This window comes from Streptosporangium brasiliense, assembly GCF_030811595.1.
Taxonomy (GTDB): domain Bacteria; phylum Actinomycetota; class Actinomycetes; order Streptosporangiales; family Streptosporangiaceae; genus Streptosporangium; species Streptosporangium brasiliense.
In genome coordinates this window covers 4475781-4495841 of record NZ_JAUSRB010000002.1, presented here as the reverse complement: position 1 = coordinate 4495841, position 20061 = coordinate 4475781, and the positions used below count along the sequence as shown (strand labels likewise).

Genomic DNA, 20061 nt, shown 5'->3' with positions numbered 1-20061 from the left:
CGATCGGAGAGCACCCCTCCAGAGTGTCACGCCGCGGCCGACAACGCGCGCGGTTATCGGCCGGACACGGGAACGGGGACGGGAAAGGAGGGGCCGGCCGGGCGGCCGGCCCCTCCGCGACGCGTGGTCGCCCGGTCCGGGTCAGCGCTCTCCCGGTGGCCGGGAGAGCACCCTGTCGTCGAGGTAGCAGCTACAGCTGCCGCAGCCTGGAGTCATGCCCTGTCCTCCCCTCGCCTGTCGTGTCTCGACCGTACGGCAGGACCGTCCGACCGGAAGGACAGACTTGTGTGGGGTCAGGCGAGGGTGACCTCCACCCGCAGGTCGCCCTCGCCGTCCTGCAGCACGAACTCCTCGATGACGCCCGCACCGCACAGGTCGTCCTGCGCCTGCCGTACGAGGTCGGCCTGGGCGCCGGTGACGGTCAGCCGGGAGACCTCGCCGCGCATCGACAGCTTGGCGTCGGACTTGGCCTTGCGCACCCGGCCGAGGACCACCGCCACCACCGGGAGCAGCTCCGCCTCGCCGCCCCGCGCGGAGGCCGTGGGCCAGGGCGCCCGGTGCACCGACCCCGCACGCCACCAGGACCAGACCTCCTCGGTGACGAACGGCAGGAAGGGGGCGAACAGCCGGAGCATGACGTCGAGCGCCTCGCGCAGCGCCGCGTGGGCCGAGCGCGCGGCGCCGCCCTCGCCGTAGGCCCTGGCCTTGACCAGCTCCAGGTAGTCGTCGCAGAACTCCCAGAAGAACCGCTCGGTCCGCTCCAGCGCGCGGGTGTAGTCGTAGTCCTCGAACGCCTCGGTGGCCTCGCCGACCACCTGCGACAGCCGGGCCAGCATCGACAGGTCGATCGGCTCGGTGACCTCGCCGCCGTCCTCCCCCATGCCCAGCACGAACTTGGAGGCGTTCAGGATCTTGATCGCCAGGCGGCGGCCGATCTTGATCTGGCCGGTGTCGAAGGCCGTGTCGGTGCCCGGGCGGCCGTGCGCCGCCCAGTAGCGGACGGCGTCGGAGCCGTACTGCTCCAGCAGGCCGAGCGGGGTGACGACGTTCCCCACGGACTTGGACATCTTCTTGCGGTCCGGGTCGAGGATCCACCCGGAGATGGCGGCGTTGCGCCAGGGCAGCACGCCCCGCTCCAGGTGCGCCCGGACCACCGTCGAGAACAGCCAGGTACGGATGATCTCGTGGGCCTGCGGGCGCAGGTCCATCGGGAAGACCCGTTCGAACAGGTCCTCGTCCCGCTCCCAGCCGCCCGCGATCTGCGGGCTCAGCGAGGAGGTGGCCCAGGTGTCCATGACGTCCGGGTCGCCGGCGAAGCCTCCCGGCTTGCCGCGCTGGTCCTCGGTGTAGCCGGGCGGCACGTCCGTGGAGGGGTCCATGGGCAGCATGGACTCCTCCGGCAGGATCGGCGAGGAGCGGTCGGGCTCGCCCGCGCCGTCCAGCGGGTACCACACCGGGATCGGCACGCCGAAGAACCGCTGCCGGGAGATCAGCCAGTCGCCCGCCAGGCCCTCCACCCAGTTGTCGTAGCGGACCTTCATGTGGGGCGGATGCCAGGACAGCTCCTCACCGCGCGCCAGGAGGGCCTCCCTGAGCCCGCGGTCGCGCCCGCCGTTGCGGATGTACCACTGGCGGGTGGTGACGATCTCCAGGGGCCGGTCGCCCTTCTCGTAGAACTTCACCGCGCGCCTGACCTGCCGCGGCTCGCCCTCCATGTCGCCGGACCCGCGCAGCAGCTCCACGATCCGCTCGCGGGCGCCGTGCACGGTCCGGCCCGCCAGCTCGGCGTACGGCTCGGCGGGGACGCCCTCGGGCGCCTCGGGGAGCATCCGGCCGTCCCAGCCGATGACCGCCCTGGTGGGCAGGTTCAGCTCGCGCCACCAGGTGACGTCGGTGATGTCGCCGAAGGTGCAGATCATCGCGATGCCGGACCCCTTGTCGGGCTCGGCCAGGTGATGGGCCAGCACCGGCACCTCGACGCCGAACAGCGGTGTCCTGACCGTGGTGCCGAACAGCGGCCGGTAGCGCTCGTCGTCGGGGTGGGCGACCAGCGCCACGCAGGCGGGCATCAGCTCGGGGCGTGTCGTCTCGACCCAGACGCGGTCGCCGAACCCCGCGGCCCGCTGCTCCGGCGACAGCGTGAAGCCCAGCCGGTGGAAGGCGCCGGGCCACTCCCTGTCCTCCAGCTCGGCCTGGGCGACGGCCGTGCGGAAGGTGACGTCCCACAGCGTGGGCGCCTCCGAGAGGTATGCCTCGCCACGGGCCAGGTTGCGCAGGAACGCGCGCTGGGAGGCGGCCCGCGCGCCGCCGTCGATGGTGGCGTAGGTCAGCGACCAGTCCACCGACAGGCCCAGGCGGCGCCACAGCTCCTCGAAGGCCTTCTCGTCCTCGAGGGTGAGCCGCTCGCACAGCTCGATGAAGTTGCGGCGCGAGATCGGGATCTGCCGCGGATCACCCCCGCGGCCGCGGGGACGCTCTGCGGGCGGCTCGAACCCCGGATCGTAGGGGATGGACGGGTCGCAGCGCACGCCGAAGTGGTTCTGCACCCGGCGCTCGGTGGGCAGGCCGTTGTCGTCCCAGCCCATGGGGTAGAAGACCTCGCGGCCGCGCATGCGCTGGAAGCGGGCGACGGTGTCGGTGTGGGTGTAGGAGAAGACATGGCCGACGTGCAGGGACCCGGAGACGGTCGGCGGCGGGGTGTCGATCGAGTAGATCTGCTCCCGCGTGCGCGTCCTGTCGAAGCGGTAGGTGCCCTCGGTCTCCCAGCGGTCCACCCATACGGCTTCCAGCCCGTCGAGAGTCGGTTTCTCGGGCATGGGCGCATGGCGCAGTCGCTGTTGTGTCATGCCTCCCTATGGTATGGCTTCACGCGATGCGACGCTGGAGGGGACTAGTGTTCCTGTGCGGAGCGGAAGCGGAGAAAAGGGAGGGACCCATATGGCCGACAAGACCGAGAAGCAGGACATGGCGTGGCGGGCCATCGGCGGCCTGGTGGGGCTGGCCACGGCCTGGGCCGCCAAGAAGGTCATCGGGTTCGCCTGGGAGAAGGCCACCGGCAAGAAGCCGCCGGCCGACAGCGAGTCGCTGGACATCAGCCTCGGTGAGGCGATCGGCTACGCCGTGGTGATGGGGGTGGGCATGCAGGTCGCCCAGATCGTGGTCGGCCGCACCGCCAAGAAGCGCTACAACGCCTGGAAGGCCGTCAAGGACACGGCCAGGGAGGTCGCCTCCTGACCCGGCGGCGGGGTGCGCCCCGCCGCCGTCAGAGGCCGTGACAGGACCCCGGAGGCGCCCGGGACCCCGGAGGCGGCCGCCGCGCGGGCTCTCGGGACCGGGAGGCGGCCGGGCGCGCGGGCCCCGGGCCCCCGGAGGCCGCCGGTGCGGGCTCTCAGGATTCCCGGTGCGGGCTCTCAGGATTCGAGGGCGGCGAGAAACTCCTTCGCCCAGCGGTCCACGTCGTAGGTCGCCACCCGTCTGCGCAGCGAGCGCATCCGGCGCGACAGGTCGTGCGGCGTGGCCCGCATCGCGGTCAGCATCATCCGCTTGAGCCCGTCGATGTCGTAGGGGTTGACCATGAAAGCCTGCCGCAGCTCGTCGGCCGCCCCGGCGAACTCGCTGAGCACCAGGGCGCCGCGCAGGTCGTTGTGGCAGGCGATGTACTCCTTGGCGACGAGGTTCATCCCGTCACGCAGCGGCGTCACCACCATCACGTCCGCCGCCAGGTAGAGCGAGGCCAGCTCGTCACGGCCGTAGGACTGGTGCATGTACTGCACCGGCTGCAGGCCCAGCTCCCCCTGCTCGCCGTTGATCCGGCCGACCTGCAGCTCGATCGAGTCGCGCAGCCGCATGTATTCCTCGACCCGTTCCCGGCTCGGCGTGGCGATCTGCACGAACGCCGCCTCCCCGGGCTTGACCGAGCCCTCGCAGAGCAGCTCCTCGAACGCCTTCAGCCGCTGGCCGATGCCCTTGGTGTAGTCGAGCCGGTCCACGCCGAGCAGCATGCACTCGGGGTCGCCCAGCTCCGCGCGGATCTCCTTGGCCCGTTCGATGATGTGCGGCTCCCGGACCAGGGAGTCCAGCTCGCCGAAGTCCACCGAGATGGGGAAGGCCCCGGCCCGCACGACCCGGTCCTCCACGTATATCTCGTGCTTGTGGTGCTGGAGGCCGAGCAGGCGACGGCAGAGCCGGATGAAGTTGGAGGCGCCGCCGGGGCGCTGGAACCCGACGAGGTCGGCGCCGAGGAGACCCTCGACGATCTCCCGCCGCCAGGGCAGCTGCGAGAACAGCTCGACCGGCGGGAAGGGGATGTGCAGGAAGAAGCCGATGCGCAGGTCGGGGCGGAGTTCGCGCAGCATGGCGGGGACGAGCTGGAGCTGGTAGTCCTGGATCCACACGACCGCGTTCTGCGCGGCCTGCTCCGCGGCGGCCTGGGCGAAGCGCTCGTTGATCGTGCGGTACGCCTCCCACATGGCGCGCGAGTAGACCGGGGGGGCGACCACGTCGTGGTAGAGCGGCCAGAGCGTGGTGTTGGAGAAGCCTTCGTAGTAGAGCTCAACCTCCGACTCCGACAGCGGCACGGGGATGAGGTGCATGCCGTCGTGGTCGAAGGGTTCGAGCCGCTCGCCGGGGGCGCCGTGCCATCCGATCCAGGCGCCCTCCCGGCGCTGGAGGACGGGGGCGATCGCGGTGACGAGGCCGCCGGGGCTGCGCCGCCACATGTCCTCACCCACCCGGTCCACGGGGAGGCGGTTAGCCACGATCAGAAACGAGCTGCGGCCCTGCACAGATTCCTCCAGATAGTCGTCTTACCCATAACGACTACCCAATTCGGGCGTTTCTATGACTTTCCAGGTGGAAGTGCCCGATGGACCCTCAGATCGGCCCGGACGACGTCGGCGAGCTTCCGGGTGGCGGCGCGGTTGAGCGCGCCTCCGGCCACGGCGCCGGTGAGGAAGGGGCCGAGGGTGGTCAGGTGGCGCCCGAGGGTGCGCATCAGCCGGTTGCGCAGTGCGGTCTTGGTGGCGGCGCCCAGGGCGACGGTGACCGAACCGGGGGACATGGGGTCGACCCCGCGCTGCTTGGACCAGGCGGTCACGAAGGCCACGGCCCGCTGGGATCCGGTGCCCAGCACCGGCACGCCGTAGACCTCGTGGAGCTCGGCGATGAGCTTGACCTCGATCGCGGCGACCACGAGGGTCTCGGCCACGAGCTGGGCGGGGGCCGACAGCAGCAGGGGCGGGGCGGCGAACTCGGCCGCGGCGAGGGCGCCGCCGATCGCGCCGACCGTCATGGTGGCCTTGGAGGCGGTGCGCGCCAGGTCGTCGGCCAGGGCCTCGGAGGTGAGCCCGTGGTGGTGCTCGGAGAGGGTGGCGAGGTCGCGGATGGGGATGCGGGGGGCCACGGCCATGAACACGTCGGCCAGCCACCGGCCCCGGCCGACCCCGGACGACCTGGCCTTCTTCGCCCCGTCGGCCAGCGTGGCGGTCAGGCGGCCGAGCAGCCGTCGCCGCTCGGCGCCATCCAGGTCGCCAGGCTCGGCGAGCCTGCCGACGATCTCGGCCACTTCGTTCTCCGGTGTGCCGGCCGACTCCGCGGCCGTGGAGTCGCCCGGCTCGGCACCGGTCTGTTTGTTCTCTGACGTCATGTCTCGGAACCTCCTCAAGGCTTGTCCTGGGGCCCTCTACCCTTGCACCTGAGGGCACACATCGGACAGGCCATCGGAAACCATCGTCAGGCCGCGCACTCCCGGCAGATCTGCTGACCGTTCCTCTCGACGGCGAGCTGACTGCGGTGGTGCACCAAGAAGCAGCGTGCGCAGGTGAACTCGTCGGCCTGACGAGGGATCACCCGGAGCGAGAGCTCCTCGTTGGACAGGTCCGCACCCGGCAGTTCGAGCGACTCGGCGAGATCCGTCTCGTCGATGTCGATACTGCCCGAGGACTTGTCGGTACGGCGCGCCTGCAGTTCCTGAAGACTGTCCTCATTGAGGTCGTCATCGGTCTTGCGTGGGCTGTCGTAATCGGTAGCCATTGGTCTGCTCCATCCCCCTCATCTATCTGTCTGCGCCGGCTCGCGCGTGTGTAACGTCCGAGAGGCCCAACTTGTGCCCAATCCGACAGAGAGATTCCTGCTCGGTACCCTGCTGGAATGGTCGCTGAACCTCCCTACACGTGAGGGACCTACCGCCAATAGGCGCGGTTAGCCAAATATGGCGTAAACCACAGCATTGGCGACATGAACCACCGTGTTCGACGGCACATCCAACCACATGTACGGCGTGAACGAGACGCCCCCCGCCGGATCAACGTGATTGGAGTCTCACGGTCACCACGAGACCTCCGCCGTCCCTGGGGACGGCGGTCACGTTACCCCCGTGAGCGCGCACGACCGCACGGACGATGGACAGCCCGAGACCCGCCCCGCGGGCCGAATCGACCCGGTCGGCGTTGAGCCGCCGGAACGGCTCGAACAGGCTGTTCACCTCGTATGCGGGCACATGCGGCCCCGTGTTGGCCACCTGAACAACCAAGGCCCCCTCCACCATTCCCGTGCGCACCCACAGGCGCCCGGATTCGGGGAGGTTGTGCTTTATCGCGTTCTCCACCAGATTGGCCACGCAGCGCTCCAGCAGGACCGGATCGCCTTCCGTCTCGGCACTCTGGAGCTCGGTGGTCATGGTGACCCCCGCCTCCTCGGCACGCGAGGCGAGCTGCTCGACGGCGGTCTCGGCGACGTCCTTGACGTCCACCGGCTTGCGCACGCTCAGCTCCCGCTCGCTGCGGGCCAGCAGCAGCAGGCCCTCGATGAGCTGCTCGTTGCGGGCGTTGACCTCCAGGAGCGTACGGCCCAGCGCCTTGAGGTCCCCCGACGCCTCGGGGTCGCCCAGCGCGATCTCCAGGACCGTCCGGTTGATCGTCAACGGGGTGCGGAGCTCGTGCGAGGCGTTGGCCACGAACCTCCGTTGTGTGTCGAACGCCACATTGAGCCTGGTCAACATCGCGTCGAAGGTGTCGGCCAGCTCCTTGAGCTCGTCGTCGGGGCCCTTGAGGCCGATCCGCTCGTGGGCGAGCGTGGTGCCGGAGAGCTTGCGGGCCGTGGCGGTCATCTGCTGGATCGGCTTGAGCGCCCGGTCGGCGACGAGATAGCCGATGATGATCGCCAGGATGCCCACGCCCGCCAGGGCCAGCAGCGAGCGGCTGAGCAGGGCGTTGCGCGCCTCGTCGATCGCGGCGTGCTTCCACCCGAGCCACTCCTGCTGGAACTTCTGTTCCAGCACGGGCGAGACGTTCTGCAGGCTGACATCCGGCCAGGCCCCGTTGATGGCCCAGCCCACCATCATGTAGATCACGAACAGCAGGAGCATCCCGGCCACGAAGAACAGCACGCCGTAGGTGATGGTCAGCCGCCAGCGGATGCTGAGCCGGTCGATGGCCACCCTCAGCCGGTCGAGGGGCGTGGGGCTGACCGGGACGGCGCCCGCCGGGGGCGGGCCGTCCCACACCGGTGGACCGGAGGGCGGTGGCGGCTGGGCGCGCCCCGGAGCGCCGGGGGCGGGCCGGGCTCCCCTGGCCGCCCCCCTCTCGGAGTGCGGGCTGATCATCGGGTGGGTGGGCATGGACTCGCGCGCCTCACCGGCCGGGACGATGTCGGGCCGGTCCTCCCCCCTGCCTGCTGGAACACTCACAACTTGTATCCGACCCCGGGCACCGTCTCGATCACCTGAGGCTCGCCCAGCTTCTTCCTCAGGGTCATCATGGTGACGCGCACCACGTTGGTGAACGGGTCGATGTTCTCGTCCCACGCCTTGTCCAGCAGGTCCTCCTGGCTGACGACGGCGCCCTCGGCGCGCATCAGCTCCTCAAGGACCGCGAACTCCTTCTTGGTGAGCGAGATCTCCTCGCCGTCCCTGGTGACCAGCCGCTTGCCCGGGTCCAGGCGGACCCCGGAGCGCTCCAGCACCGGCGGCAGCGCCGGGGCGGAGCGCCGGCCGAGCGCCCGCACCCGCGCCACGAGCTCGACGAACACGAAGGGCTTGGCCAGGTAGTCGTCGGCGCCCAGCCCCAGCCCCTCCACCTTGTCGTCCACGTCGCCCGAGGCGGTCAGCATCAGGATCCGCGAGGCGGTCCGCTCGGCCACCAGGCGGCGGCAGACCTCGTCCCCGTGGACCTTGGGCAGGTCCCGGTCCAAGACGATCACGTCGTAGTCGATGTAGCCGGTCCGCTCCAGCGCGCCCGCGCCGTCGTAGGCGACGTCGACAGCCATGGCCTCGCGCCGGAGCCCCGTCGCGATCGCGTCGGCGAGCACGCGCTCGTCCTCAACCACAAGCACCCGCACGGCCTCTGGTACCTCCCGTGAGATATGGAAACAGCCGCTGGAACGGCTACCCATTGTCGCCACACCCGCCGTAAGCCGACGGTAAGGCGGGTGCCAGGATAGGCACTGTCCGTGATGTGTGACACATACAGGTTTAGCCGATACCCGACAGTGGGTAGAGCCGGAGCCAGCCCCCCGCAGCCCTACCTTCAGCCCCCTTTTTGAAAGAAGGTGAAATGGGCGAGTTCACGACCACGATCGGACACCGCCTCAACCAGGCTTACAAGAACCTGCAGGAGGCCAGATCCGCCGGCGACGACTACCTCGCCGACACCTTCACCGCCGAGATCGAGGACCTCCGCCGTCTGGCCACGGACAACGGCGTCTCCATCTAGCGCTGACGCGAGGGAGCCCCCGGCCGGCGGCCGGGGGCTCCCTCGCGTCAGGTGTCGCGCTCGGGGTCCAGCGGCGCCAGCAGCCCGTGCAGCTCCTCGAACAGGGCCGGCGCCGCGCAGAGTGTGAAGTCCGGGCTGGCCGGCCTGCCGTTCAGCCCGCCGATCACGGCCCCGGCCTCGGTGGCGACGAGGCCGCCGGCCGCGTAGTCCCACGCCTGCGGGCCGCGCTCGTAGTAGCCGTCCACCCGGCCGGCCGCCACCGAGCACAGGTCCGAGGCCGCCGAGCCGCCCCGGCGGATGTCGCGCACCCGCGGCACCACCTGGGCGAGCACCTCCGCCTGGACCGTCCGCCGGCCGACCTCGTAGCCGAACCCGGTGGCGATCAGGGCCCGCTCCAGCGGCACACCGGTGTTGCAGCGCAGCCGCTGCCCCGCCAGCCACGCGCCCTCGCCCTTGGCCGCGGTGAAGACCTCGCCCCGGGGCACGACGTTGACCACCCCGGCGACGACCTCGCCGTCGATCTCGACGGCGATGCTGACCGCCCACTCGGGCAGGCCGTACAGGAAGTTAACCGTCCCGTCGATCGGGTCGACGATCCAGCGGACCCGGCCGCCGCCGGTCGAGCCGCCCTCCTCGCCGAGGATCGCGTCGTCCGGCCTGACCGCCCGGATCCTGGAGCGGATCAGCGCCTCCGACGCCTTGTCCAGCTCGGTCACCACGTCGGTGGGGCTGGACTTGGTGGCCAGCACCTCCGGCCGGGCCGGCCGTTTGGCCACGAGCATCTCTCCGGCCTCCCTGGCGATCTCCTCGGCCAGGTGGGCGAAGACCCCTACCTTCTCCACGGTCTCCGCCCCCTCGTCGGCTCGGCCAAGGTCACGAGAGCGACTCCGGCCGCTTCCACTCCCGGCCGAGAACGTGCTGGGCCAGGAAGGCGAGCACGGTCTCGTACCAGACCACGGCGTTGCCCGGCTTGAGCACCCAGTGGTTCTCGTCGGGGAAGTAGAGGAACTTCGACTCCACGCCCGAACGCTGCAGGTCCCACCACAGGCGCAGGCCCTCGCCGATCGGCACCCGGTAGTCCTTGTCGCCGTGGATGACCAGCATCGGCGTGGAGATCTCCGCCAGCGACAGGTGCGGGGAGAGCTTGCCGTACAGCTCGCCGCCCAGGGCGCCGAACTCGCGCTGCCAGTACATCGGCCCGTCGGTGGTGCCGGAGAACTGGTCCAGGTGCCAGAGCGAGGCGTGGGTGACGATCGCCTTGAACCGGTCGGTGTGGCCGGCGACCCAGTTGGCCATGTAGCCGCCGAACGAGCCGCCCATGGCGGCGGTCCGGGTGGCGTCGACCTCCGGCAGTTCCAGGGCGGCGTCGGTGACCGCCATCAGGTCGGTGTGGGTGCGCGGGCCCCAGTCCGCCCATCCGCGCCGGATCATCTCGGGCCCGTAGCCGGTGGACAGGCACGGGTCGGGCAGCAGTACGGCGTAGCCGTGCTGGGCCATGATCCACGGGTTCCACCGCCAGGACCAGTCGTTCCAGCTCGACAGCGGGCCGCCGTGGATCCAGAGCAGGAACGGCGCCGGGTTCTCCGCCGAGGCCCCCTCCGGCAGCACCAGCCAGGCCCGGACCGTCGCGCCGTCGTCGGCGGTCGCGGTGACCTCGGTCAGGGTGCCGGGCAGCTCCAGCGCGGGGGCCGGGGAGGCCAGCTCCTCGACCGTGCCGCCGGCGGTGATCCGGACCGGCCCCGCGGCGCGGTCCACGGCGCTGCGCAGCGCGTAGAGCGTGCCGTCGGGCGCGACGTCGAGCGACAGGTAGGCGGCGTCGTCGGGCGTGAGCCGTACCGGCTCGGAGCCGTCGGCCGGGACCTCGAAGACCGGGCGGCGGCCCTGGTGGTCGGCGGCCACGTACAGGGAGCGCGAGTCCGGCGCCCAGACGACGTCGGCCGGCCACAGGTCGCCGCCGGCGGCGTGCCCCTCGCCGGTGACCAGGTCCACGATCCACATCGTGACCTCGGGGATCCGCGAGGTGTCGGCGTGGCGCTCGCGGACGCAGGCGACCAGGCGCCCGTCGGGCGAGACCTTGACCGGGCCGTTGAAGTCGTGGCCCTCCTGCTCGGCCACGACCCGCAGGGCCCCGGCGTCGGCGGTCTCGATGGCCACCAGCCGGGAGCGGAGCTCGCCCGCCGGCTGCGGCACCGACCAGGTCGTCACGACCGTCGCCCCGTCGGGGGTGACGTCGTAGGAGGCGTTGACCAGCGCCTTGCCCGGCTGCGGGGTGAGATCTCTGACCTGGGCCAGCCGGTCGTCGTCACCGAGGGTCCCGGCGAACAGCCGGGGCTCGCCGGGGCCGAGGTCGTGATCCCAGTAGCGCACCGGGGAGCTCTCGTGCAGGATCGCGCTGATCCCGGCGTCCTTGCGGGTCTTGCGCCGCTCCTCCTCGGTGGTCTCGTCACCGGGCAGGACGTCGGAGCCGAAGACCACGCTCCGGCCGCCGGTCGCGAACCCGGTCACGCCGCCGGGCCGGGAGGCGATCTGCCTGGCCTCGCCGCCCACCGCGGGCAGCAGCCAGAGTGCCGGGACCTCCTCGTCGGGCTCCTTCACTTCCGGGTCAGGGCGGCGCGAGCCGAAGATCAGGTCGCCCGAGGCGGTGAACTCCGCCCCGGCCTCGCCCTTGACGGACCTGGTCAGCCGGTAGGCCCTGCGCCCGTCGAGAGGGATCTCCCACAGGGACGTTCCGTAGGACTTGCCATCGGGGTTCAGCGCCTGCACCACGCTGACCAGGCGGGTTCCGTCGGGGGAGAGCCGCAGGGACGCCACCCGCGGTACGCCGACATAGTCACGAATGTCGTTGAAAGGGGTCACGACCCGAACTTACATCGGTCCTCACCCCCGGTCGCGCATCCGGGTCGACACCCGGATGCGGACAACCGGGGCGACCATGTGAGAGGAGCCTCCCGAATGCGGTTTGATGAATGCCATGGGGACTTACGACGCGTTGCTCGTCGTCTCGTTCGGAGGGCCGGAGAAGCCCGACGACGTGATGCCGTTTCTGGAGAACGTGGTGCGGGGCCGGGGGATCCCGCGCGAGCGGCTGCTGGAGGTCGAGGCGCACTACCAGCGCTTCGGCGGGGCGAGCCCGATCAACCAGCAGTGCCGCGACCTGATCGCCGCGGTCGAGCCGACCGTCGACCTGCCGGTCTACTGGGGCAACCGCAACTGGCACCCCTACCTGGAGGACACGCTCCGCCGGATGGCCGCCGACGGCGTGCGCCGGGCGGCGGCCTTCGTCACCGCCGCCTACAGCTCCTACTCGGCCTGCCGGCAGTACATCGACGACATCTCCCTGGCCAGGGCCGCGGTCGAGAACGCCCCGGAGATCGTCAAGCTCCGGCACTACTTCGACCACCCGGGCTTCGTCGCGGCCATGGCGGACCACACCCGTGAGGCTCTGGAGGAGCTGCCGGCCGAGCACCGCGACTCCGCGCGCCTGGTCTTCACCGCGCACAGCATCCCGGTCTCGATGGCCCAGACGGCCGGGCCGCACGGCGGGGCGTACGAGGCGCAGCTGCGCCGGACGGCCTCGCTGATCAGCGCCGAGCTGGGCGGCGACCGGCCGTGGGACCTGGTCTGGCAGAGCCGCAGCGGCGCCCCGCACATCCCGTGGCTGGAGCCCGACGTCTGCGACCACCTGCGCGAGATCGACGCCCCCGCGGTGGTGCTGGTGCCGATCGGGTTCGTCTCCGACCACATGGAGGTGGTCTACGACCTCGACGTGGAGGCCGCGGAGCTGGCCGCCGAGCTGGGCCTCCCGCTGGCCAGGGCCGCCACCGCGGGCACCCACCCCCGGTTCGTCTCGATGATCGGGGAGCTGCTGGCCGAGCCGGAGCCGGCCGCCTGCGCGGCCACCTGCTGCCCCGCCCCGCCCCGCCGCCGGGGCTGATCCGTCCCGGGCAGGGGACTGATCCGTCCGGGGCGGGCGGCGGCGTGGCCCCGCTCCGTCACGGGTAGGCGGCGGCGTAGCCCCGCGAGACGGACATGACCTTGCTGACGTACGACCAGGAGTGGTTGTAGAACCAGATGGCCTTCTCCAACTTCTTGCCGCCCTGCCCCGCGCCGTTGGCGCACAGGTAGTTGGCCGCCGAGGGGACGGCGTCGTAGGGGCTCCAGATGTCGGCGACGCCGTCGCCGTCACCGTCGACGCCGTAGGCCTTCCAGGTGGCGGGCATGAACTGCATCGGCCCCTGGGCGCCCGCCGAGGACGGCCCGTTGTTGCGCCCGTGCGAGCTCTCCACCTGACCGATCGCGGCCAGCACCGTCCAGGAGAGACCCGGGCAGACGGTGGCCGACCTGCGGTACAGCTCCAGATAGCTGCCGGGCCGACCGACCGCCACCTTCCGGGCCGCCCGCGGCCGCTCGGCGGTCCTGTCCTTGGCCTTGCCCGTGGTCCTGTCGGCGGTGGTCTTCCCGGTGGCGGTCCGGACCGTACGGCCGCCGCCCACGGTGATCACCTGCGCGCCCGAGCTCAGCAGCTTGCGCACCCCGGCGTTGAGGGCCGCCGCCGCCTTCTCCGGCCCGTGCACCAGCAGCGCCACGCCCGGCAGCAGCCCGAGCCGCCGCCCGGTCTCGGCGCCCACCAGGCCGTCCACGCCGGGCAGGCCGAAGGAGGCGGAGGCCGCGACCCGGAGCAGGGGGCCGCCGTCCACCTGGTAGTGCGAGCCGAGGACCAGCCCGAGGCGACGCACCGCCGAGCTGTCGGCGACGAACTCGCCCTTGGCCAGCGCGCTCCACACCGCGGGCTGCTGGGCCACGGCCTTCGGTGCCCAGGCGCGGAACCGGGCGGGGTCGACCGCGAGCAGGTTGAGCCCGGCCCCGGACACCTTCACCGCCCCGCCGTCGAAGGAGTCGATCTTCTGGACGTGCTTGAGCTGCGAGATGTCCTCCTTGGTCTGCTGGGGCAGGGTCGACTGGGAGATCACCAGCAGCCGGGGCGGGGTCAGGGTGATCCCGGGACCGCCGGTGGCCGAGGCGGCCGGGGTCGGGCCGACCGCCGGAGGGGTGGCCGGCGCGGCCGTCCCGGAGGCCGGAGGACTGGCCAGCGGGACGATCCCGGCCAGGTCCCGGACGTCGGACTCGGCGGCGGCGGCGCTGAGGGAGTCGGTGGGTCGGGTGGCGACGAACACCGCGCCGCCGACGACCGCGAGCGCGGCGACCACGGCCAGCACCGTGACGAACGCCCACAACCGGGGAAGATGCGACACCGCGCTCACGTTAGCTCCAAGAAGCCATGATGTGTGCCATTGCGCGGAAAATGGCTTGCCGGGTGGCGGTCCGGTAGGAAATGGTCGCTACGATCTACGCCGGAAGCGCGCGAGGGGGAGCTGTCAGTGGTCGGGCCGTACCGGGGGCTGTTCAGCACGCCCGGCGTCAAGGGTTTCGTCATCGCCGGGTTCCTCGGGCGGATGCCGATGTCGATGCTCGGCATCGGCATCGTCATGCTCATCGAGGCTCTCACCGACTCCTTCGCCATGGCAGGCGCGGTCGCGGCCACCGTCAACGTCTCCTACGCCGTCGCCGCGCCCCTGACCGGACGGCTGGTGGACAGGTTCGGCCAGGCCAGGGTAATCGTCCCGTTCACCCTGGCCCACGGCGCCGCGCTGGCGGGCCTGATGCTCTGCGCCGAGCTCCAGGCGCCCGTCTGGAGCCTGTTCGCCGCCGGTGTCGTGGCCGGCGCGAGCGCGGTGTCGCTCGGCTCGCTCGTGCGGGCCCGCTGGACGCACCTGCTGGCCGGGTCGGCCAAGCTGCACGCGGCGTTCTCCTTCGAGTCGGTCGCCGACGAGGTCATCTTCGTCGCCGGGCCCGCGCTGGTCAGCGCCCTGGCCACCGCGGTCAACCCCTACGCCGGCCTGATCGTCGCCCTGGTCTGCACGGTCGTGGGCACGATCGCCTTCGCGATGCAGCGCGGCACCGAGCCGCCGGTCCGCCGCGGCGAGAAGCACTCCGGCACCCCGATCACCATCCCCGGGATCGCCCTGCTGTCGTGCGTGTTCCTGGCGATGGGCGCGGTCTTCGGCTCGGTGGACCTGATCACGGTGGCGTTCGCCGAGGAGCAGGGGGCCAAGCCCGCCGCGGGGCTGCTGCTGGCCTCGGTCGCCGGCGGGAGCCTGGTCTCCGGCCTCTGGTACGGCGCGCGGCAGTGGAAGATCTCGCTGCGCCGCCGGTTCGTCCGCGCCCTCGGGGTGTTCGCCGCCGGGCTGACCCCGATCGCCCTGATCGGCGACGTCAAGATCATGGTCCCGGCGCTGTTCCTCGCCGGGCTGGCCATCTCCCCGACGATCATCACCGGTTACGCGCTGGTCGAGCGGCTGGTCCCGGCCCACCTGCTCACCGAGGGCATGTCGTGGGTCTCCACCGCGGTCGGCTTCGGCGTGGCGCTCGGCGCCTGGGCGGGCGGCCGGCTCACCGACGTCTTCGGCGCCTCCAACGCCTACGGGTTCTCCTTCGCCTGTGCCGTACTCGCCGTGATCATCGGCGTCGGCGGCTCCACCTGGCTGCGGACCCCTATCCCCCAGCAGTAATCATGAGTATTGTTCACATTCGCGAGCGGAGCGGGGGTGAACAGGTGCCCGCGGCGTAGGCCGAAGGCGCAGACCATGCGTGCTCCATGACGCCGACAGGCAGGAGCGTGCATGAGCGAGACATTCCGCAACTGGGCCGGGAACCAGTCCGCCACCCCGCAGGAGGTCCGCGTGCCCTCCTCGACGGAGGAGGTGGCGCGGGCCGTACGGGACGCCGCCGCCTCGGGACGCCGGGTGCGGATGGTCGGCACCGGGCACTCCTTCACCGGGGTCGCGCTGACCGACGGCCTGCTGCTGCGGCCGGAGGCCCTGACCGGCGTCCGCGAGACCGGCGACGGCTGGGTGACGGCGGCCGCCGGCACACCGCTCCACGTGCTGAACGAGGAGCTCGACCGGATGGGCCTGGCCCTGGCGAACATGGGCGACATCACCGCCCAGACCCTCGCCGGCGCCATCCAGACCGGCACCCACGGCACCGGCCGGGAGGTCGGCGGCCTGGCCGACCAGGTGACCGGGCTGGAGCTGGTGCTCGCCGACGGCGAGGTCGTCACGGTCACCCGCGGCGGCACGGGGAAGGTCCGCGACGGGGTGAGCGAGCAGGACCTGTTCGACGCCGCCCGGGTCGGCCTCGGCGCGCTCGGCGTGGTGACCGCGGTGACCTTCCGGGTGGAGCCGTCGTTCCTGCTGCGCAGCGTCCGGCAGCCGATGACGCTGACCGGGATCCTCGACTCGCTCGACACGATCACCTCGGACAACGAGCACCTGGACTTCTTCTGGCTGCCGCACACCGACACCTGCCTGACCAAGCGGAACAACCGGAGCGCGGGGCCGGCCGATCCGCCCGGCGCCTTCAGGCACTGGCTGGACAACAAGTTCCTGGAGAACACCCTGTTCGGCGCGTTGTGCGGGATCGGCGGGCGCTTCCCCGGCGCGATCCCCCGGCTCAACGCGATCTCGGCGGCGGCGCTGTCGGCCTCGACCCACACCGACACCTCGTACAAGATCTTCACGAGCGTGCGGGACGTGCGCTTCCTGGAGATGGAGTACGCGATCCCGCGCGAGCGCCTCGGCCAGGCCCTGCGCGAGACCCGCGACCTCGTGGAACGGCGGGACTGGAAGATCACCTTCCCGGTCGAGGTGCGGGTCACCCCGCCCAGTGACGCGTGGCTGTCCACCGCCTACGGCAGGGACTCGGCCTACATCGCCTGCCACATCTACCGGCCGACGCCGAACCCGGCCTACTTCGAGGGCGTCGAGGAGATCATGACCCGGCTGGGCGGCCGGCCGCACTGGGGCAAGCTCCACACCCGCGACGCGGCCTACCTGGCCACGGTCTATCCCCGGTTCGGCGACTTCCGGACGCTGCGGGACCGGCTGGACCCGCAGCGCGTGTTCACCAACGACTATCTGGACGCCGTCCTGGGCTGAGACGGCCCCTCAGCCGTCGCCGAGGACGCTCTGCCCCTCGGGCCCCTCGCTCTGCGGCCCGCTCTCGTCGGGAGGGGGCAGCTCACTCGGCGGCGGGCCGGTCGGCTGGTCGCTGGGCTCCGGCGACGGGTCGATCTGGGTGGGACCGGAGGTCGGCTCCGGGGTCGGGGTGCGGGTCGGAGTGGGCGAGGGGGTGGGCTCGGCGGGCGGCTCCGTCCCCGGCCGCTCGGGCTGCCCGGAGTCGGCGGTCGCGGTCGGCTCGGAGGTCCTGTCGGGGATCGCCGGCGGCGCCGGGCTGGCCGGCCTGGAGTGCTTGACCCGGTCGGGGCTCTTGTCCCGCTTGCCGGCGCCGGGGTTGAGGCTGGTGCCCGACCCCTTCTCCCCCCGGACGGTGCTGGAGACCGGCTGCCCGGTGAGCCCCTCGAACCCCAGGATGGCCCCCATGCCCAGCGCGAACGTCACCACCGCCGTCACCGCCAGCATCCAGACCCTGACGCGGGGGCCGTCGGCGTGGGTGCCGTCGGTGATCCTGGGCAGTTCGGCCGTGGCCGGGTCGACGTCCACCACGACGAGGCCGTCCAGGTCGTCGGCGCTCGGCGCCGCGCCGCCGCCGACGGCCGGGAGCACCGAGGTCGGGGCGTCGGGGTCCGCCGAGGCGGGCCTGCTCACCGGGAACGGCGAGGTCGGGGCGTCGGGATCCACCGTGCCGACGGCCGGGAGCACCGAGGTCGGGGCGTCCAGCTCCGCCGGGGCCGGCCCACCGGCCCACCGGGCCTGCGCCTCGCCCCGCACCGTGGCCCGCGCGGCCGTCGCCAGCTCGCCCTCGCCCTCCACCTTCCTGGGCGGGTCGTCGGCGGCCTCGTGTCCCCTGAGGAAGGTGAGCTGGGTGCCGGTGCGCTTGAGGTAGTGGGTGTATACGGCGCCGCCGACCGTGCTCCCGACGCTCATCACGGCCGCGCCGATCACCGTGCCGGCGACCCCCAGATACGATGCGGCCACCGCCGCCGTCATCGTGGCCAGAGCGCCCCCCACGATCTGCGGCATGCTCAGATCGAATCTCTGCTGGCCGCCCATTCCCCGAATCAGTCCCTTCTCACAAGCTTTCGGTAAAGGGGTGCGTAAAGGCTCCCTCGAAGAATGACGCATCCGCGTGTCCTGTTGTTCCTGTGACCTGTGCGACAGGCAGATTCGCAGACGCCCCGCGCCGCCCAACCCCGAGGGAGTACGCCGGAGATGACATTCTCCCGCCGTCCACATCGACCGCCGCTCCACGCCACACCGGCTGCCATGACCTCCGGCGACGGTGACGGCCCGGACCGCACCGGACCCCCGCCCCACGCCCCCGTGGCCGCGACACGCCGCCCGGGGACCGGCCGGCGGGTCCCGATGTCATCTCCCGGCTATTGGCCGAAGTCCACAACGGCACCCGGCGTTATTGGGGAGAATCCGTCGAGGACCCTGAACGTGCTGCTCCACACCGGTGCCTGCAAGTAGATGAATGGAGCAAATGTGACCGGCGTCACATCGCTGCGAGCCCCATCCAGGAAGGCGATGTTCGGACATGCCGGGTACGGTGCTGGCAGGCAACCGGCACACGCGAGAGACTCAAGGGTCCGGGGGAAGATTGAGCACGACGACGAAGGGACTCGCATGCAGGAGCTCCGACTCGTCGCGGTGAGTGAGGACGGGACCTATCTCGTGCTGGCGACAGCCGGCCGGGGGACCCGGTTCACGCTGCCCGTCGACGACCGGCTCCGTGCTGCCGTCCGCGGCAACTTCTCCCGTCTCGGCCAGTACGAGATCGAAGTGGAGAGTCCGTTGCGCCCCAAGGAGATCCAGGCCCGGATCCGTGCCGGCGAGACCGCGGAGGAGATCGCCGCCACGGCGGGCATCCCGGTCGAGCGGGTGCGGTGGTTCGAGGGCCCCGTGCTCCAGGAACGTGAGTACATGGCTCAGCAGGCGCAGCGCTGCGCCGTGCGGCTGCCGGGCGACTCCGCTCCCGGTCCCACCCTCGGCGACCTGGTCGCCGAGCGGCTGACCCGTCGCGGCGTGCCCGCCGACGAGATCGACTGGGACTCCGCCAAAAGGGACGACAACCTGTGGCGGATCAAGCTCGGTTTCGTTTGGAACGGTCACAGCCGCAACGCCGAGTGGATCTTCGATCCGCGACGGCGCCACATCACGCCGCACGACGACGAGGCCATGCGCCTGTCCGCCGGCGAATACGTCGAGCCGGTCGAGGACTCCATCGTCACGCCGTTCGTGCCGCGCGTGGCCAAGCTCGCACCGGTGCCGCCGCTGGCGCCCGAGCCGCTGAACCAGCCGCCGGTCTCGTTCCCCTCGGTGGTGCGCAACGAGCCCCCGGCCGCGCCGGCCCACGAGCGGCCCGAGCCTCCGGCCGCCTACGAGCAGCCCGAGTCCCCGGCCGCCTACGTGCAGCCGCCGATGCCCCCGCTCCCGGCCGGATACGAGGCGCCGAGGTCCTCGGTGCCGCCGCTGCGCGCCCCGGACCAGCCCGGTTACACACCGGCCAGGGCGCCGGAGCCGGTCAGGAGGCCCGAGCCAGCCGCCGTCCACGAGCCGGTCGAGCCCGCCCCACCGGCCGGCGCCGCCGGGCCGGAGCCGGCGGCCGGGACGGCACCGGCCGCGTCCGCGCCGGCCCGCCTCCCGGAGCCCGAGCCCGTAGCGCCGGCGGTGGCCGCCGCGCCCGAGCCGGCCGCCGTGGAGGAGCCGGTCGCCGGGCCGGAGCCGGTCGTCGCGGAGGTTCCCGAGACCACGCCCGAGCCGGCCGCGCCGGAGCCCGTCCGGGAGCAGGTCGCCGAGCAGGAGACGGCACCCGAGGCGGCCGCGGCGGCGCCCGACACCGAGGAGCCCGAGGCCGACCCGGAACCGGCCCGGGAGGCCCCGATAGCCGTGCCGGCGGCACGCGTCAGCGCGGACGAACGGCCTGCTCCGGCCGGCCCGGTCAAGGAAGGGGCGCGGCAGCCGGACAAGCCCGCGGCGCAGGAGCCCGAAGCCGCCAAACCTACGGTGGACAAGCCTGCCGAGGCGCCGAAGCCCGCGGAGCCGCCGAAGCCGGCACCGCCCCCGGCACGGCCGGCGAAGAAGGCCCGGGGACGGCGCGCGTCGGTGCCGACCTGGGACGAGATCATGTTCGGCGCCCGCCGCCAGGACTGACCACACCGCGGCGGAGCGGGGGTGACCGGAGGACCGGTCGCCCCCGCTCCGCCGTGTGGACGGGTCACGGACCCGCTCCGCGCGGAGCATGGAGCGCCTGGAGCACCCGCCACACGGAGCGGTCACGACCGCCTACCGCACGGGCAGATCACAGCGCCCCGCCGTACACGTGGCAGTCA

General features: G+C 72.0%; 16 protein-coding genes. 6 read left to right on the top strand and 10 right to left on the bottom strand.

Annotated features, from left to right (window positions below):
- Window positions 1–293: 293 nt before the first annotated feature.
- The gene (gene valS, locus J2S55_RS29250) at window positions 294–2846 is read right to left on the bottom strand and encodes a valine--tRNA ligase (protein ID WP_306867573.1); all 2553 of its coding nucleotides are present in this window, start codon (window positions 2844–2846) and stop codon (window positions 294–296) included.
- A gap of 91 nt (window positions 2847–2937) precedes the next feature.
- On the opposite strand from valS, the gene J2S55_RS29245 reads away from it, so the two are divergent.
- Entirely contained in the window at window positions 2938–3234 is a 297-nt protein-coding gene (locus tag J2S55_RS29245; RefSeq protein ID WP_306867571.1) for a DUF4235 domain-containing protein, read from the top strand.
- Between the two features lie 176 nt (window positions 3235–3410).
- Here the strand turns inward: J2S55_RS29245 and J2S55_RS29240 are convergent, their stop codons facing one another.
- The 5 genes from J2S55_RS29240 to J2S55_RS29220 form a co-directional block, all read right to left on the bottom strand.
- Window positions 3411–4784: an alpha,alpha-trehalose-phosphate synthase (UDP-forming) gene (locus tag J2S55_RS29240; protein WP_306867568.1), complete on the bottom strand. Its 1374-nt coding sequence runs from the start codon at window positions 4782–4784 to the stop codon at window positions 3411–3413.
- A 53-nt stretch (window positions 4785–4837) separates the two neighbouring features.
- The gene (locus tag J2S55_RS29235; protein ID WP_306867566.1) at window positions 4838–5644 is read right to left on the bottom strand and encodes a hypothetical protein; all 807 of its coding nucleotides are present in this window, start codon (window positions 5642–5644) and stop codon (window positions 4838–4840) included.
- A gap of 86 nt (window positions 5645–5730) precedes the next feature.
- Entirely contained in the window at window positions 5731–6030 is a 300-nt protein-coding gene (locus tag J2S55_RS29230) for a DUF4193 domain-containing protein (protein ID WP_012893211.1), read from the bottom strand.
- Window positions 6031–6301: 271 nt separating this feature from the next.
- Window positions 6302–7600, bottom strand: coding sequence for a sensor histidine kinase (locus tag J2S55_RS29225; protein WP_306875610.1), 1299 nt, complete (start codon window positions 7598–7600; stop codon window positions 6302–6304).
- Between the two features lie 80 nt (window positions 7601–7680).
- The gene (locus J2S55_RS29220) at window positions 7681–8334 is read right to left on the bottom strand and encodes a response regulator transcription factor (protein WP_306867559.1); all 654 of its coding nucleotides are present in this window, start codon (window positions 8332–8334) and stop codon (window positions 7681–7683) included.
- Between the two features lie 215 nt (window positions 8335–8549).
- On the opposite strand from J2S55_RS29220, the gene J2S55_RS29215 reads away from it, so the two are divergent.
- On the top strand, window positions 8550–8708 hold the full coding sequence (locus J2S55_RS29215; RefSeq protein WP_306867556.1) for a hypothetical protein: 159 nt from the start codon (window positions 8550–8552) through the stop codon (window positions 8706–8708).
- Between the two features lie 47 nt (window positions 8709–8755).
- On the opposite strand, the gene J2S55_RS29210 is transcribed toward J2S55_RS29215, so the two are convergent.
- Window positions 8756–9490 carry an inositol monophosphatase family protein gene (locus J2S55_RS29210; protein ID WP_370879801.1) on the bottom strand — a complete coding sequence of 245 codons (735 nt, stop codon included), beginning with the start codon at window positions 9488–9490 and terminating at the stop codon, window positions 8756–8758.
- 91 nt (window positions 9491–9581) lie between these two features.
- Window positions 9582–11564 carry a S9 family peptidase gene (locus J2S55_RS29205; protein ID WP_306867551.1) on the bottom strand — a complete coding sequence of 661 codons (1983 nt, stop codon included), beginning with the start codon at window positions 11562–11564 and terminating at the stop codon, window positions 9582–9584.
- Between the two features lie 115 nt (window positions 11565–11679).
- On the opposite strand from J2S55_RS29205, the gene J2S55_RS29200 reads away from it, so the two are divergent.
- Window positions 11680–12642, top strand: a complete 963-nt coding sequence (locus J2S55_RS29200) for a ferrochelatase (protein WP_306867547.1) — start codon at window positions 11680–11682, stop codon at window positions 12640–12642.
- A gap of 58 nt (window positions 12643–12700) precedes the next feature.
- On the opposite strand, the gene J2S55_RS29195 is transcribed toward J2S55_RS29200, so the two are convergent.
- Window positions 12701–13960 (bottom strand): lytic transglycosylase domain-containing protein, encoded by a 1260-nt coding sequence (locus tag J2S55_RS29195; protein ID WP_306867544.1) that lies wholly within the window; start codon window positions 13958–13960, stop codon window positions 12701–12703.
- A 126-nt stretch (window positions 13961–14086) separates the two neighbouring features.
- Between J2S55_RS29195 and J2S55_RS29190 the strand changes: the two genes are divergently transcribed.
- The gene (locus tag J2S55_RS29190; RefSeq protein WP_306867541.1) at window positions 14087–15277 is read left to right on the top strand and encodes an MFS transporter; all 1191 of its coding nucleotides are present in this window, start codon (window positions 14087–14089) and stop codon (window positions 15275–15277) included.
- 111 nt (window positions 15278–15388) lie between these two features.
- On the top strand, window positions 15389–16705 hold the full coding sequence (locus tag J2S55_RS29185; RefSeq protein ID WP_306867538.1) for a D-arabinono-1,4-lactone oxidase: 1317 nt from the start codon (window positions 15389–15391) through the stop codon (window positions 16703–16705).
- Window positions 16706–16714: 9 nt separating this feature from the next.
- On the opposite strand, the gene J2S55_RS29180 is transcribed toward J2S55_RS29185, so the two are convergent.
- Entirely contained in the window at window positions 16715–17749 is a 1035-nt protein-coding gene (locus tag J2S55_RS29180; protein WP_306867536.1) for a hypothetical protein, read from the bottom strand.
- Window positions 17750–18355: 606 nt separating this feature from the next.
- On the opposite strand from J2S55_RS29180, the gene sepH reads away from it, so the two are divergent.
- On the top strand, window positions 18356–19882 hold the full coding sequence (gene sepH, locus J2S55_RS29175; protein ID WP_306867533.1) for a septation protein SepH: 1527 nt from the start codon (window positions 18356–18358) through the stop codon (window positions 19880–19882).
- Window positions 19883–20061 lie beyond the last annotated feature (179 nt).